Below are 14878 nucleotides of genomic sequence, written 5' to 3'. Positions count from 1 at the left end.
GGGCCGGTTCGGATAATTCGAAGCCGCTGCGGCGAACCGTCGGTCGCGGCGCTCGCAACGCTCATATTGAAGGACACCGCATGGCGGATTCGCCTGAAATCGTCGGCTCGCTCGAAGACGTCTCGAAGGCCTATTCGGCAATTCTTTGCGATGTCTGGGGCGTGGTGCACAATGGCGAATGGCATTTTCCGGCGGCCGCGGCGGCGCTGGCCAGGGCAAGGGCAGCCGGTATTCCCGTTGTCCTTATCACCAATTCGCCCCGCCGCAGCGCCGATGTCGTTGCTCAGATGAGCGCAATCGGCGTTCCTCCGTCAACCTACGACCGCGTGGTGACCTCGGGCGACGTCACCCGTGACTTGATCGCGGAAGGCCCGCGAAAAGTCTTCCACATCGGCGCAGAGCGCGATCTGACCCTCTATGACGGTCTCGATGTCGAACGGGTCGAGGAATTCGAGGCCACCGGCGTCGTCTGCACCGGGCTTTTCAATGACGAGGTCGAGACGCCCGAGGATTATGCGGACATTTTGCGCCGATTGCGGGCCAGGAACCTGCCGTTCATCTGCGCCAATCCCGATATCATGGTGGAGCGCGGCGAACGGATCATCTGGTGCGCCGGCGCCCTGGCGCGGGACTATGCCCAGCTTGGCGGCCGCACGCTGATCGCCGGAAAGCCCTACGCGCCTGTCTATGATGTCGCGATGAAGGAGGTGGCGGAGGTGCTTGGCCGGCCGCTTGAGCGTTCTCGGATATTGGCCATCGGCGACGGCATGATGACCGACGTGAAGGGCGCGGCGGACAATGGTTTCGACGTTCTCTATATCTCTGGCGGCATTCATGCCCGCGACTACGGCGATGCATCCCGGCCGGATCCGGCAAAGCTCGGGCTCTTCCTGGAACGGCACGGCTATCGTCCGTTAGCCGTCATGGTCAGACTGCAGTAGGTGGCAATGGTAGCCTTCCAGCATCTCTCGGCAACCGCGCCGCTGCCCGCCGATCTGCGTGGCGGCGTTGTCGCGATCGGCAATTTCGATGGCGTCCACCGTGGCCATCAGGCGGTGCTCGAACGGGCGTTGGCCGAGGCTGTGCGGCGTGACGTGCCGGCTCTCGTGCTGAGCTTCGAACCGCACCCGCGCAAGGTCTTCAGGCCTGACATGCCGTTGTTCGTGCTGACGCCGCCGCCGATGAAGGCGCGGCTCTTGTCTTTGCTGGGCTTCGCCGCGCTCGTCGAGCGGCCGTTCACGCGCGACTTCGCCTCGCTGTCGGCGGAAGCTTTCGTCACCGATGTGCTGGAGAAGACGCTCGGCATTACCCACGCCATAACCGGTTTCGATTTCCATTTCGGCAAGGACCGCCAGGGGGGACCGGCCTATCTGATGGCAGCCGGCGAACGCCATGGCTTCGGTGTCACGCTTGTCGTCGCTTTTCGCGACGAGGGCGCCGAGGTGGTTTCGTCAAGCCGGATCCGGGCTCTGCTCTGCGATGGCGAGGTGGCCGAGGCTGCCGGTCTGCTTGGCTATCGCTTCACGGTGGAGAGCGAGGTTGTCGGCGGCCAGCAGCTTGGACGAACGCTCGGCTTTCCCACCGCGAATATGAGGCTGCCCGCCGAAGCTACCCTCAAGGAGGGCATCTATGCCGTCCGCTTCCGGCGCGCCGACGGCACGCTGCATGACGGCGTCGCCTCCTTCGGCCGCCGCCCGACCGTCGACGACAATGGCGCACCGCTGCTGGAAACCTTCGTCTTCGATTTTTCCGGCGATCTCTATGGCGAGACCTGCCAGGTCTCGTTCTTCGGCTTCCTGCGCGGCGAGATCAAATTCGACGGGCTTGATGCCCTGGTCGTGCAGATGAAGCGCGACGAAGCCGAGGCGAGGGCGCTGCTGGCCGGCGTCAAGCCGCTCTCCGACCTCGACGCCGCCGTCGCGTTTTGAGCTACTTTTTCAGTGCCAGGCCGACCGCGATGAAGGTCCAGCCCTGGAAGATCAGGTCGATCGCCAGGAACATCCCGAGCACCCACAGACTGTTGACTGGCCAGCCCATGGCGATGATCAGGCCGGCAAGCACACTGATGAGGCCCGCCGCGACGATCCAGCCCCAGCCGCGTTCCGGACGGTGACTGTAGCCGACCCAGGCCCGCAGGGCGCCGGATGCGACGAGCGCAACGGCCAGCAGGAAGGTCAGCGCCGCCGAGGCCAGAAGCGGATTGTCGAAAGCGAAAAACCCGGCGACCGCATAAAGCAGCCCGCTGAGCAGCCAGTAGAAGAAGCGGCTCCAGGTCTTGACGCCGAAAGCATGCATGATCTCGATGACGCCGGCCACCAGCATCAGCCAGCCGACGACATAGACGGAAGCCACCGTGGCGATGAACAGATTGCCGAAGGCAATGCCGCCAAGGATCAGCAGCAACACGCCCAGGCCGACAAACCATCCCCACTTATCTCGTGTCTGGCCGATCGCGTTCTTCAGTGTATCGCCTTGCAAGGTCATGTCGCCACCTCCATTGAGGGCCGCCAGCATGCCGCGAAGTTACCCCTGGCGCCTATCCGCGTCCAGCCGATAGCGGGCTCGATGGTGCAGGCAATGCGAGGCGGATGTCTCGGCCTTAAATCAAATTTTACCAAAGCCTCGTCAAAGCTGTCGCCGAGGGACAGTTGTATCGTGTTAGCGGAGTGGCCATGAGTCCGGTCGTGAAATTTTCTGCAGCCTTGGCTACCCTGATGCTGGCCACGTCAGGCGCGGCCGAGGCTGGTGACGGCGCTTTCGGCTGGCTGTCCGGCGACTGGTATCTGACGGTTGGCGCCACTGGCCTTGTCGCGCCGAATTTCGAGGGCGGCAAGAAATACATGCTTAGCGCCCAGCCCATCATCTCCTTGGGCAAGGCCGGTCCCCAGGCACGCTTCACCTCGCGCAACGACAACATTTCGCTGGCGCTGGTCGATGATGGCGGCGTCCGCGCCGGCTTGACCGGCAAGTTCCTGTTCTCGCGCGACGACAGCACCGACGAACTCAAGGGGCTCGATCCGGTCCGCTGGGGTGGCGAAGTCGGTGGCTTCTTCGAATTCTATCCGACGGACTGGCTACGCGCGCGTGCCGAATTGCGACATGGCATCCGTGCCCATAATGGTTTTGTCGCCGATATCGCCGCCGACGCCTTCTATGATGTGACGCCAACCGTCAGGATTTCGGGGGGCCCACGCGTGTCCTTTGCCTCGGCCAACTATTTTGACGCTTATTATGGCGTCAATGCGCAGGAAGCCGTGGCCTCGGGTCTCAGCCAATACAATCCCGGTGGTGGCTTGAAATCCGTCGGCCTCGGCGGCGCGGTGACCTGGAAGGTGACCGATCCGATGACGGCCAGCCTGTTCGGCGAATATTCGCGCCTCCAGGGTCCGGCAGCCGATTCCAGCCTGGTCAGGGAGCGCGGCGACCGCAACCAGTTCACTGTCGGTGTGTCGACCACCTACCGTTTCGACTTCACGATGTAAGCGATTCGACGCTTTATTCCTGCCGCCGCATCGGCTAAAAGCCCGGTGATGACGCACTTTATCGGCGCTTTCGCGATTGCGATACGAATTATGAGCCCGGTGTTCCGGGCGGCCTGAGCGCCGCCGGAGCCGCCGGGAATGTTGCGCGCGGCCTCTCGCGCTTTTTCCAAATCATGATAGTTCAACGCCCGAGCTCCTTTGCCGCCGGGCAATGCACATGGCAGACCAATGACCGATACCGCTGAAACGATCGACTATTCCAAGACGCTTTACCTGCCGCAGACGGATTTCCCGATGCGCGCCGGCTTGCCCGAGAAGGAGCCGGTGCTGGTCAAGCGCTGGCAGGACATGGACCTCTACCGCAAGCTGCGCGAGAGCGCCGCCAGCCGCACGAAATACGTGCTGCATGACGGCCCTCCCTACGCAAACGGTAACATCCATATCGGCCATGCGCTGAACAAGATCCTCAAGGATGTCATCACCCGCTCGTTCCAGATGCGCGGCTATGATTCCAACTATGTGCCCGGTTGGGACTGCCACGGCCTGCCGATCGAATGGAAGATCGAGGAGCAGTATCGCGCCAAGGGCAAGAACAAGGACGAAGTGCCGGTCAACGAATTCCGCAAGGAATGCCGGGAGTTTGCCGCGCACTGGATCTCGGTGCAGGGCGCTGAGTTTCAGCGGCTCGGCGTCGTCGGCGACTTCAAGAACCCCTATACGACGATGGCCTTCCACGCGGAGTCGCGCATCGCCGGCGAATTGCTGAAATTCGCCATGTCGGGCCAGCTCTATCGTGGCTCGAAGCCGGTGATGTGGAGCGTCGTCGAGCGCACCGCGCTGGCCGAGGCCGAGATCGAGTACCAGGATTACGAGTCGGATACGATCTGGGTGAAGTTCCCCGTCGCCAGCCTGGTCCGCCCGATCGATGACGGTGAGGCCAGACTGACGGAGGGCGCGCTCGATCTGCTGCAGGCGCATGTCGTCATCTGGACGACCACTCCCTGGACGATCCCTGGCAACCGCGCCGTCAACTATTCGCCGCGTATCAGCTATGGCCTCTACGAGGTTACGGCAGCCGAGAATGCTTTTGGCCCACAGCCGGGCGAAAAGTTGATCTTCGCCGATGCATTGGCTGAAGATTCTTCTGCGAAGGCCAAGGTGACCTTGAATCGCCTTCGCAGTGTTTCATCGCAAGAGCTTGGTAGCCTTACGCTTTCGCACCCCTTCAAGGGCCTCGGCGGCGGCTATGAGTTTCCGGTGCCGATGCTCGCCGGCGACCACGTCACCGACGACGCGGGTACCGGTTTCGTCCACACGGCTCCCGGCCATGGCCGCGAGGACTTCGATGCCTGGATGGATGCGGCGGCGGATCTGCGCGCGCGCGGCATCGATGCAGCCATTCCCTTCACTGTCGACGATGCCGGCTTCCTGACCAAGGATGCACCGGGCTTTGGCCCGGACCGTGAGGGTGGAGCCGCGCGCGTTATCGATGACAACGGCAAGAAGGGCAACGCCAACCAGGCCGTCATCGACGAGCTGATCAAGCGCAACGCTTTGTTCGCGCGTGGACGTCTGAAGCATTCTTATCCGCATTCCTGGCGGTCGAAGAAGCCGGTCATCTTCCGCAACACGCCGCAGTGGTTCGTTTATATGGACAAGGACCTCGGCGACGGCACGACGCTGCGCAGCCGTGCGCTGAAGGCCATCGACGACACGCGCTTCGTGCCGGCCGCCGGTCAGAATCGCATTCGCGCGATGATCGAGGAGCGCCCCGATTGGGTGCTGTCGCGCCAGCGCGCCTGGGGTGTGCCGATCGCCGTCTTTGCAGACGAGGACGGCGACGTGCTGAAGGACGAGGCGGTTAACCAGCGCATCATGGACGCTTTCGAGGAAGAGGGGGCCGATGCCTGGTTCGCCGCTGGCGCCAAGGAGCGTTTCCTAGGCAATCACGATGCCTCCAAGTGGAAGCAGGTGATGGACATCCTCGACGTCTGGTTCGATTCGGGCTCGACGCATGTCTTCACGCTGGAAGACCGTCCGGATCTGAAGTGGCCGGCCGACGTCTATCTCGAAGGCTCGGACCAGCATCGCGGCTGGTTCCACTCCTCGCTGCTCGAAAGCTGCGGCACAAGGGGCAGGGCGCCTTACGACACCGTCGTCACCCATGGTTTCACCATGGACGAGGACGGACGCAAGATGTCGAAATCGCTAGGCAACACCGTCGTGCCGCAGGACGTCATCAAGCAGTCCGGCGCCGACATCTTGCGGCTGTGGGTGGTGACGACGGACTATTGGGAAGACCAGCGGCTCGGCAAGAACGTGCTGCAGACCAATATCGACGCCTACCGCAAGCTGCGCAACACTATCCGCTGGATGCTGGGCACGCTCGCCCATGACGATGGCGAGACCGTGCCGCTGGAAGCGATGCCGGAGCTGGAGCGGTTGATGTTGCATCGGCTGGCTGAACTGGATGAAGTCGTGCGCTCTGGCTACGACGCCTTCGAGTTCAAGCGCATCACCCGCACGCTGCTCGATTTCATGGTTGTCGAGCTGTCGGCTTTCTATTTCGACATCCGCAAGGATGCGCTCTACTGCGACGCGCCGTCGAGCCTGAAGCGCAAGGCCTCGGTGCAAGTGGTGCGCCATCTCTTCGAGTGCCTGGTGAAATGGCTGGCGCCAATGCTGCCCTTCACCATGGAAGAGGCCTGGCTCGACCGCCATCCCGATGCGGTGTCGGTGCATCTCGACCAGTTCCCGGAAATCCCGGCGGACTGGAAGAATGAGGCGCTGGCGGAGAAATGGCGCAAGGTGCGGCAGGTGCGCCGCGTCGTCACCGGCGCGCTCGAGATCGCGCGGGCGCAGAAGGTAATCGGTTCCTCGCTGGAAGCGGTGCCGGTCGTCACCATCAACGACGCAGCGCTTGAGGCGGCGATATCGGACGTCGACATGGCCGAGATGGCGATCACCAGCGATCTCGTCATTGCCCATGGCGAGGCGCCGGGATCAGCCTTCGCGCTCGACGACGTCAAGGGCGTTGCGGTGGTGGTCGAGAAGGCCGAGGATCGCGGCCTGGTCAAATGCGCGCGTTCCTGGCGCTACACGGCCGATGTCGGGCTGGACCCGGCGTTCCCCGATGTCTCGGCGCGCGATGCCGCCGTGCTGCATGAGTTGAAGGCGCTCGGCCGGCTTTAGTGCATGTCGCCCAAAAGTGCGCCGCGGTTTTGGGAAAACGACATGCACCCGATCAATATCAATAGTGCACAAATGCCACGCCGGGCGGTGCAAATCCCCCCGTGCGTTGCCCTTAACGAGTGGTTGAGGTAAACACGCGAAACTCCGGAAGACAAATTGTCGCCGGATTTCCGTCGCAAGTGCTTGGACGATGGGGACCGGACCTTGGGCCGGTGGCGATCGAGAGGCTGTCTAGAGTGGGACTTTTTGGCATGACCGAGAGATATTATGCGCGCCTGGCGCTGCTGGCACCGCTTGTCGCATCGGGCCTCGCTTTGTCCGGCTGCATGGGCTCTCCGACCTACGGCACCGACAAGACCGCTGCCGAACAGCTGGCCGGCGATCTCACCGGCGCCGTTTCCTTCGCGCCGAAGCGCAAGGACCCGATCGACTACAAGCCGCGCCCCACCTTGGTCAAGCCCGCCCCCGGACAGAAGGAAGCGCTGCCTGCACCGCAGGACAGCATCCAGTCGGCAAGCGCCGAGTGGCCCGAATCGCCCGAGCAGCGTCGCGCGCGTCTGCGCGCAGACGCCACCGCCCACCAGAATGACCCAGCCTATCAGGCACAGATTGTCGATGATACGCAGGGGGATCCGGCTTCGGTGAAAAAGGCGATGGCGGACACGATGGATTCAGGCTTAAAGCACCAGCCGTTCCGGCCGTTATGGACGTCCGCTGATTCCGACAAGGGTCGCGCGGCCGAGATTCAGCGCCGTCTTGTAGAGAGCAGGCAGGGCGATCCGAACACTCGCAAATATCTCAGCGAGCCGCCGGTGGCCTATCGTGTCGCGTCCGATACGGCGCCGCAGAACGAACTCGGCGAGGACGAGTACAAGAAGGAGCGCCGCCTGAAGAAAGAGGCGGAAGGCAAGAAGGGCGGCTGGTTCGACTGGTTGCCGTCCCTGTAAGAACGGCCGCGCTGCCCTTTTCGGGCGGTATGGCGTGGTTTAGTCGCGACGTTCCCTGAAGAAATCCTTCAGCAGCAGGGCCGCTTCGGTCTCGCCCATGCCCGGATAGATGTCGGGCGTATGGTGGCAGGTCGGCGAGGCGAAAAAGCGCACGCCATTGACCACCGCACCGCCCTTTTCGTCGGCGGCACCGAAATACAGACGGCGTAGCCTGGCGAAGGAAATGGCGCCTGCGCACATGGCGCAAGGTTCCAGCGTTACATAGAGATCGTGGCCGGTCAGCCGCTCGCTCGAGAGTTTCCCGCAGGCTTCGCGGATGACCAGCATCTCGGCATGCGCCGTTGGGTCGGCAAGTTCGCGGGCGCGGTTGCCGGCTTTTGCCACAACTGTGTTGCCAGTGGCGATGACGGCGCCGACCGGCACTTCGCCACGCAAGGCTGCCGCTTCGGCCTCCTTTAACGCCAAAGTCATGAAATCAGGCCGCTTCAATCGGTTTCCATTCCGAATATCTCCTCGCCACCCAGGCTTTTGGTTTTCGTTTGTCTTTCCGGAAAAACCGGTCTCCACTTTTCCCTGACAAACTCCGATGATCCTGTTATTGAGCGCATCAACCCGAAGATCGGACTCGATTTTCGGAAAAGATCATGCGCCAAATCAAAGTGCACCAGCGTTCGTTGCGCGCCCGAAAGGATGCGCCACGCTGTAGCAGCGCAAACGGACAAAGGCCACATGGACGACAACGACAAGAAATCTCCGCGCCAAAAAGGCCCGGGCAAGAAACCTGCGGCTCCGCGAGGCGACAGGGGCGGCAAGCCGTCCTTCGGTGCGAAGAAGCCTTATACCCCACGCGGCGACCGACCAATGGCCACCGAGGGCGAGCGCCCGAAGCGCGACTTAAAAGGCGGCGACAAGCCATTCAGCAAAGGTCCGCGCAAACCTTACGCACCGCGTGGCGATCGGCCGATAGCGGCTGAGGGTCAGCGCAAGCCGTATGAAAAGCGCGAAGGGCTGCGCAAACCCTATGCGCCACGCGGCGACCGGCCGATAGCGGCTGAGGGTGAGCGCAAGCCGTATGAAAAGCGCGAAGGGCCGCGCAAACCGTACGCGCCGCGTGGAGACCGTCCGATGGCCGCCGAAGGCGAGCGCAAGCCGTATGAGAAACGCGAAGGGCCGCGCAAGCCCTATGCGCCACGCGGCGATCGCCCGATGGCGGCGGAAGGCGAGCGCAAGCCGTACGAGAAGCGCGAAGGACCGCGCAAACCCTACGCGCCGCGCGGCGACCGTCCGGTTGCTGCTTCGGCGGAAGGTGACGAAAAGCGTTTCGACCGCCCCAAGCGTGGGTTTGGCGATCGTCCGAAGCGTGACTTCGCTGACCGGCCCAAGCGTGACTTCGGCAGCGACAGACCCAAGCGTGATTTCAGTGATCGGCCCCAGGGCCCATCAGGCGGCGGCTTCAAGCCGCGGCCGCGTTCCACCGAGGCAGCGGAAGAGGCCGGCGAACGCATCGCGAAGCGGCTGGCGCGCGCTGGGCTTGCCTCGCGCCGCGACGCTGAGGAATTGATCGCGGCCGGCCGCGTCAAGGTCAATGGCCGGGCGCTGTCGTCGCCGGCTTTCAATGTCATGCCTGGCGACATCATTCATCTCGACGGCATGGAGATACCGCCGATCGAGCGCACGCGCCTGTTCCTGTTCCACAAGCCGGCCGGCGTCGTCACCACCAACCGCGACCCCGAGGGCCGCAAGACCGTCTTCGACGTGCTGCCGGCTGAATTGCCGCGGCTGATGACCATTGGCCGGCTCGACATTAACACCGAAGGCCTGCTGCTGCTGACCAATGATGGCGGCCTGTCGCGCGTGCTCGAACTGCCGGCCACCGGCTGGCTGCGCCGCTACCGCGTGCGTGTCCACGGCAAGGTCGAGGAGAGCGCGCTCGCCGGCCTGCGCGAAGGCATTGCCGTCGACGGCGTCTTCTACGGCGCGATCGAGGCGACGCTCGACCGCGAGCAAGGCACCAACGCCTGGCTGACAATCGGCCTGCGCGAAGGCAAGAACCGCGAAGTCAGGAACATCCTTGGCTCGCTTGGCCTCGATGTGACGCGGCTGATCCGCATCTCCTACGGTCCGTTCCAGCTCGATGACCTCGCCGAGGGGCATGTGCTGGAGATCAAGGGTCGGGTGCTGCGCGACCAGCTTGGTGAACGCCTGGTCGAGGAATCCGGGGCCAATTTCGACGCCGAGGTCACCAAGCCGTTTTCCAACAAGCCGGTGCGGCGCACCGAGATTCGCGAGCCCGAGCCGGAACGGCCGAAATTCACCCGCGACGGCGAGCGCCGGCCGATCGGCGAGGGCGGGCTGATCAAGAACCGCAAGCGCAGGGAAGGCAGCCGCGACGAGGCATTGGGTAAGCTGTCGACCAGTCCCGACAGAGGCGAGAGGCCGCAAAAGAGTTTTGGCGAACGCGGCCCCAGGCCCGAACGCGGCGGCTTTGGCGACAATCCACGCGGCAGTTTTGGCGACAAACCGCGCGGTGGCTTCGGCGACAAGCCGCGTGGCGGTTTTGGCGGAAAGAAAACCGAGCGTGAGCAGCGGCCGATCGAGCCGCCCGGCCAGCGCAAGGCCAATGTCTGGATGGCGCCAGGGGCCCGGCCGATCGGCAAGGGCAGGGCGGAAGCCGACGCCGCCAAAGCGGCAGACGCCAAGGCGCGCAAGGCTTCGTTCAAGCCGTCTTATGGCAAGCCCGGTGGCACACCGGCTGGCGCAAAGCCATTCGGCAAGCCGCGTGGCGAGCGTCCGGCCGGCGGCGGTGGTGACCGGCCGCGCAGCGGTCCCAGGGGTCCCAAGGCCAGATGAGGATCGTCGGCGGTGAGTTTCGCGGGCGTCCACTGGCGACGCCGCGTAGCAGTACCATACGTCCGACGACCGACCGCACCCGCGAGGCCGTCTTCAACGTGCTGGCACATCGCTATGGCGGACAGCTGGACGGCGCGCGCGTGCTGGACCTGTTCGCCGGCACAGGGGCGCTTGGTCTCGAAGCGCTGTCGCGCGGCGCGTCCTATGGCGTCTTCATTGAGGAATCGGCCGAGGGCCGCGGCCTGATCCGCGACAATGTCGAGGCCTTCGGCCTGACCGGCCGCACCAAGATTTTTCGCCGTGACGCTACCGGCCTTGGCGAGGCGGGCACACTGGCGCCGTTCGGCCTCGTCTTCGCCGATCCGCCCTATGGCAAAGGCCTTGGCGAGCGTGCCTTGCAGTCAGCGAAAGCCGGCGGCTGGCTGCGGCCCGGCGCGCTCTGCGTGGTCGAGGAGACGGCGGCGGTGCCCTTCGAGCCTGGCCCCGGCTTTTCCGTGCTGGATGAACGCAACTATGGCGAAACCATCATCCGCTTCATCGAGGCCGCCTGATCCGCCGGCCTCTTTGCCGCCGCCTTTGCCGGCAACAACAATTCACTTTGCTTGTCGCCAGCACCTTGCCCTATCGTCGTACCCAAGCAATTCCAGGAAAAGTGTTATGCGGTTTTCCGTACGGAATTGCGTCAGAACAAAGAGATAGAGCAGTTCAGCGTTTCCGTGAAACGCTGAACTGCTCTACGAACCGGAGCCGTTGATGACATTTCAGGCTGAATGGCTGCGCACAACACTGCTGGCAACGTCGCTGGCCTTCACGCTCACCGGCTCCGCACTGGCAGATAGCGCCGTGCCGCCCGGCACGAAGCCGGCAGAGTTCAGGGTGACGGATTTCCTGCTCGATAACGGCATGGAAGTGGTCGTCATTCCCGACCATCGCGCGCCGATCGTCACCCATATGGTCTGGTACAAGATCGGCAGCGCCGACGAGCCGCCCGGCAAATCCGGCATCGCCCATTTCTTCGAGCATCTGATGTTCAAGGCGACCACCCATCACGCGGCGGGCGAGTTCGACCGTGCCGTCTCCGACATTGGCGGCTCCAACAACGCCTTCACGTCCTACGACTACACCGCCTTCCACGAGACGGTGGCGCCCTCGGCGCTCGAGCTGATGATGAGTTTTGAAGCCGACCGCATGCGCAACCTCATCCTCACCGATGACGTCATCAAGACCGAGCGCGATGTCATCCTCGAAGAGCGCCGCTCGCGCATCGACAACAACCCGCAGGCGGTGCTCGACGAAGAAGTCGATGCGACGCTATGGCAGAACCAGCCGTACCGCATTCCGGTCATCGGCTGGATGCAGGAGATGGAGCAGCTGAACCGCATCGACGCCACCGCTTTCTATGACAAATACTACCGGCCCAACAACGCCGTGCTGATCGTGGCCGGCGATGTCGAACCGGGCACGGTGAAGGCGCTGGCTGAGAAGACCTATGGCAAGGTGGCGCGCGGGCCGGACCTGCCGCCGCGCATCCGCCCGGTCGAGCCAGAGCAGAACACCAAGCGCACCGTCACGCTCACCGACGCACGCGTCAGCGTGCCGAGTTTCTCGACGCAATGGGTGGTGCCGTCCTATCACACCGCAAAGCCGGGCGAGGCCGAAGCGCTCGACCTGCTGGCCGAAATCCTCGGCGGCGGCAACCGCAGCCGGCTCTACCAGGCGCTGGTCGTCCAGCAAGGCATCGCTTCCAGCGCCGGCGCGTTCTTTCAGGGCACCATGCTCGACGACACCAACTTCACCGTCTATGGCGCGCCGCGCGGCGACGCCAAGCTGGCCGATGTTGAGGCCGCGGTCGATGCCGAGGTAGCGCGCATCGCCAGCGCTGGCGTCACGGCGGACGAGCTCGAAAAGGCCAAGGACCGCTATATCAGGTCGATGGTCTTTGCCCGCGACAAGCAGGACTCCATGGCCCAAATCTATGGCTCGACGCTGGCCACAGGCGGCAATGTGCAGGATGTCCAGCAATGGCCGGATCGCATCCGCAAGGTCACGGCGGACGAGGTCAAGGCCGCCGCCGCGCGCTATCTGGTGCTGGCCCGCTCGACTACCGGCTATCTCTTGCCGCAGCAACAGGCGGGGAATTGATGATGACGAACCAGTTCAGCGGCGCGTTGACTTCTCCCACAAGGGGAGAAGGCAAGACCCTGCACGCTCTTGCAACCCTCTTCCTCTCCATCCTCTTCCTGATCCTGCCCGCACTTGCCGCCCGCGCCATGGACATCCAGTCCGTCACCTCGTCAAAGGGCGTGACCGCCTGGCTGGTGGAGGATTATTCGGTACCGATCGTCGCCGTCCGTTTCGTCTTCGGTGGCGGCTCGACGCAGGATCCGGTTGGCAAGGAAGGCCTGGCCAATCTGATGACCGGCCTATTTGACGAGGGTGCTGGCCCCCTCGATTCGGAAGCCTTCCAGATCAAGCTCGACGATGCCGGCGCCGAGATGGGCTTCGAAGAGAGCCGAGACGGCATCTATGGCTCGATGCGCATGCTGTCCGAGCAGCGCGACGAGGCGTTCGAGCTGTTGCGGCTGGCGGTCAACGAGCCGCATTTCGACCAGGCGCCGATCGACCGCATCCGCGCCCAGATCCTGTCCGGCATCATCGCCAACGAGAACGACCCCGACACGGTGGCGCAGAGCAAATGGGCGCGCGCCGTCTATGGCGACCACCCCTATTCGCGCTCCGACCAGGGCACCAGGCAGAGCGTCGCCGCCATCACGCAGGACGATCTGAAGGCCCTGCACAAGGCGGTCTTCGCGCGCGGCGGCCTGCATATCGCCGTGGTCGGCGCCATCGATGCCGAGACGCTGAAGAAGAAGCTGGACATGGTGTTCGGCGACCTGCCTGAGAAACAGGCGCTCGCCCCGGTCGCCGATGTCGAGCCGAAGCTGGCGCAGCATCTCGAGGTCAATTACGACCTGCCGCAGACCTCGCTGCAACTCGCCTGGCCGGGCGTGAAGCGCAAATCGGCGGATTTCTTCCCCGCCGTGCTGATGAACGAGATCCTCGGCGGCGGCACCTTCACCTCGCGCCTGTTCCAGGAGGTGCGCGAAAAGCGCGGGCTGGCCTATGGCGTCAATTCCTCGCTGGTCAACCAGGACCATGCCGACGCGCTGATCGTCACCACCGGAACGCGCTCCGACCGCGCGGCTGAGACGCTCGGCATCGTGCGCGATGTAGTCAAGCAGTTGGCGCAGGACGGCCCGACCGAAGCTGAACTGGCGGCGACCAAGAAATACCTGATCGGCGCATATGCCATCACCAATCTGGACTCTTCGAGCTCCATCGCCGCGACGCTGGTCGAATTGCAGGTCGACGATCTCGGTATCGACTACATGCAGCGCCGCGCCGGCTACATCAACGCGGTGACGCTCGACCAGGTCAAGGCGGCGGCGAAGAAGCTGCTGACGGCCGAGCCGACCATTATGGTGGTCGGACCGCCGCTGGCCGGGGCCGGCAAGGGATGAGCCCGACCTTCGGCATAGCCTTCGGCGGCGGCGGCGCGCGGGGCCTGGCGCATATCCATGTCATCGAGGCGCTGGACGAACTCGGCATAAAACCGGTGGCGATCGCCGGCTCGTCGATCGGCGCCATCATGGGCGCCGGCATGGCCGCCGGCATGACAGGCAAGGACATCCACGACTACGCCCGCTCGATCCTCGGCCGCCGCGCCGAAGTGGCGAGCCGCATGTGGCGGGCCCGACCGGGCACGATCGCCGAAGCCATGCAGGGCGGCATCCGGGTCAGCCAGTTCAATGTCGAGCGCATCCTCAAGGCGTTTCTGCCCGAGGCCATTCCCGAAACCTTCGCCGCGCTTAAAATCCCGCTGAAGGTGACGGCGACCGATTATTTCGGCCACAAGCTCGCCGTGTTCGACGAAGGCGACCTGCATTCCGCGCTTGCCGCCTCGGCCGCCATTCCCGCCGTGTTCCGCCCGGTGACGCGTGACGGCAGGCTGCTGATCGATGGCGGCATCTACAACCCCGTGCCGTTTGATCTCATAGAGAACGACGCCGACATCATCATCGGCGTCGACGTGGTCGGCGCGCCCGAAGAAGTCGATCGCAAGCAGCCCACCTCCGTCGACCTGATGTTCGGCGCTACCCAACTGATGATGCAGTCGATCATCGCCAACAAGCTGAAACAGTGCCGCCCCGACATATTGGTCCGCCCAGCAGTGTCGAAGTTCCGTGTGCTCGATTTCATGAAGATCGACGCCTTGATGACCGAGACGGCCGACATCAAGGATGAGCTGAAGCGGGAAGTGGAAAAGGCACTGGAGGCGCGCTCCGGCGCCACCAGGCTCAAGCGCGGCAAGCGCGGTTTGGACTGAATCTTGGGGCGGCCAATGCC

Annotated in this window: 13 protein-coding genes; 10 read left to right on the top strand and 3 right to left on the bottom strand. The window is 63.9% G+C overall.

The window, feature by feature from the left end; translation table 11 throughout:
• Positions 1-80: 80 nt before the first annotated feature.
• Positions 81-941 carry a TIGR01459 family HAD-type hydrolase gene (locus tag HGP13_RS25035; protein ID WP_172230049.1) on the top strand — a complete coding sequence of 287 codons (861 nt, stop codon included), beginning with the start codon at positions 81-83 and terminating at the stop codon, positions 939-941.
• Between the two features lie 6 nt (positions 942-947).
• Positions 948-1928: a bifunctional riboflavin kinase/FAD synthetase gene (locus HGP13_RS25030; protein ID WP_172230046.1), complete on the top strand. Its 981-nt coding sequence runs from the start codon at positions 948-950 to the stop codon at positions 1926-1928.
• 1 nt (position 1929) lies between these two features.
• Here HGP13_RS25030 and HGP13_RS25025 read toward each other — a convergent pair whose 3' ends face one another.
• The gene (locus HGP13_RS25025; protein WP_172230043.1) at positions 1930-2484 is read right to left on the bottom strand and encodes an HdeD family acid-resistance protein; all 555 of its coding nucleotides are present in this window, start codon (positions 2482-2484) and stop codon (positions 1930-1932) included.
• A gap of 230 nt (positions 2485-2714) precedes the next feature.
• On the opposite strand from HGP13_RS25025, the gene HGP13_RS25020 reads away from it, so the two are divergent.
• Positions 2715-3482 (top strand): MipA/OmpV family protein, encoded by a 768-nt coding sequence (locus HGP13_RS25020; protein ID WP_246707466.1) that lies wholly within the window; start codon positions 2715-2717, stop codon positions 3480-3482.
• Here the strand turns inward: HGP13_RS25020 and HGP13_RS25015 are convergent.
• Positions 3458-3667: a hypothetical protein gene (locus HGP13_RS25015; RefSeq protein ID WP_143748368.1), complete on the bottom strand. Its 210-nt coding sequence runs from the start codon at positions 3665-3667 to the stop codon at positions 3458-3460. The two genes, HGP13_RS25020 and HGP13_RS25015, sit on opposite strands and share 25 nt — an antisense overlap.
• 43 nt (positions 3668-3710) lie before the next feature.
• On the opposite strand from HGP13_RS25015, the gene ileS reads away from it, so the two are divergent.
• Positions 3711-6674, top strand: a complete 2964-nt coding sequence (ileS, locus tag HGP13_RS25010; protein WP_172230037.1) for an isoleucine--tRNA ligase — start codon at positions 3711-3713, stop codon at positions 6672-6674.
• 251 nt (positions 6675-6925) lie between these two features.
• Entirely contained in the window at positions 6926-7621 is a 696-nt protein-coding gene (locus HGP13_RS25005) for a hypothetical protein (protein WP_172230034.1), read from the top strand.
• A gap of 39 nt (positions 7622-7660) precedes the next feature.
• Here HGP13_RS25005 and HGP13_RS25000 read toward each other — a convergent pair whose 3' ends face one another.
• Positions 7661-8110, bottom strand: a complete 450-nt coding sequence (locus HGP13_RS25000) for a nucleoside deaminase (protein ID WP_172230031.1) — start codon at positions 8108-8110, stop codon at positions 7661-7663.
• 240 nt (positions 8111-8350) lie between these two features.
• On the opposite strand from HGP13_RS25000, the gene HGP13_RS24995 reads away from it, so the two are divergent.
• The 5 genes from HGP13_RS24995 (at position 8351) to HGP13_RS24975 (ending at position 14858) form a co-directional block, all read left to right on the top strand.
• Positions 8351-10471 carry a pseudouridine synthase gene (locus HGP13_RS24995; RefSeq protein WP_172230029.1) on the top strand — a complete coding sequence of 707 codons (2121 nt, stop codon included), beginning with the start codon at positions 8351-8353 and terminating at the stop codon, positions 10469-10471.
• A complete protein-coding gene (gene rsmD, locus HGP13_RS24990) occupies positions 10468-11022 on the top strand; it encodes a 16S rRNA (guanine(966)-N(2))-methyltransferase RsmD (protein ID WP_172230026.1) in 555 nt (184 codons plus the stop codon). The genes HGP13_RS24995 and rsmD overlap by 4 nt, the downstream gene beginning before the upstream one ends.
• A 202-nt stretch (positions 11023-11224) precedes the next feature.
• Entirely contained in the window at positions 11225-12613 is a 1389-nt protein-coding gene (locus tag HGP13_RS24985; protein ID WP_172230022.1) for a pitrilysin family protein, read from the top strand.
• A 2-nt stretch (positions 12614-12615) separates the two neighbouring features.
• Positions 12616-13992: a pitrilysin family protein gene (locus HGP13_RS24980; RefSeq protein ID WP_172234840.1), complete on the top strand. Its 1377-nt coding sequence runs from the start codon at positions 12616-12618 to the stop codon at positions 13990-13992.
• Positions 13989-14858, top strand: coding sequence for a patatin-like phospholipase family protein (locus tag HGP13_RS24975; protein WP_172230019.1), 870 nt, complete (start codon positions 13989-13991; stop codon positions 14856-14858). Before HGP13_RS24980 ends, HGP13_RS24975 begins: the two co-directional genes overlap by 4 nt.
• Positions 14859-14878 lie beyond the last annotated feature (20 nt).

The organism is Mesorhizobium sp. NZP2077, assembly GCF_013170805.1.
Classification (GTDB): domain Bacteria; phylum Pseudomonadota; class Alphaproteobacteria; order Rhizobiales; family Rhizobiaceae; genus Mesorhizobium.
Note: the sequence above shows the minus strand (reverse complement) of the source record. Positions and strands in the feature narration are given on the sequence as shown.

Coding starts and splice junctions, on each gene's coding strand:
- HGP13_RS24980 (WP_172234840.1), top strand. CDS start 12,616: ATGACGAACCAGTTCAGCGGCGCGTTGACTTCTCCCACAAGGGGAGAA.
- HGP13_RS25005 (WP_172230034.1), top strand. CDS start 6,926: ATGACCGAGAGATATTATGCGCGCCTGGCGCTGCTGGCACCGCTTGTC.
- HGP13_RS25025 (WP_172230043.1), bottom strand. CDS start 2,484: ATGACCTTGCAAGGCGATACACTGAAGAACGCGATCGGCCAGACACGA.
- HGP13_RS25035 (WP_172230049.1), top strand. CDS start 81: ATGGCGGATTCGCCTGAAATCGTCGGCTCGCTCGAAGACGTCTCGAAG.
- HGP13_RS24995 (WP_172230029.1), top strand. CDS start 8,351: ATGGACGACAACGACAAGAAATCTCCGCGCCAAAAAGGCCCGGGCAAG.
- HGP13_RS25030 (WP_172230046.1), top strand. CDS start 948: ATGGTAGCCTTCCAGCATCTCTCGGCAACCGCGCCGCTGCCCGCCGAT.
- HGP13_RS24985 (WP_172230022.1), top strand. CDS start 11,225: ATGACATTTCAGGCTGAATGGCTGCGCACAACACTGCTGGCAACGTCG.
- HGP13_RS24975 (WP_172230019.1), top strand. CDS start 13,989: ATGAGCCCGACCTTCGGCATAGCCTTCGGCGGCGGCGGCGCGCGGGGC.
- HGP13_RS25020 (WP_246707466.1), top strand. CDS start 2,715: ATGCTGGCCACGTCAGGCGCGGCCGAGGCTGGTGACGGCGCTTTCGGC.
- rsmD (WP_172230026.1), top strand. CDS start 10,468: ATGAGGATCGTCGGCGGTGAGTTTCGCGGGCGTCCACTGGCGACGCCG.
- ileS (WP_172230037.1), top strand. CDS start 3,711: ATGACCGATACCGCTGAAACGATCGACTATTCCAAGACGCTTTACCTG.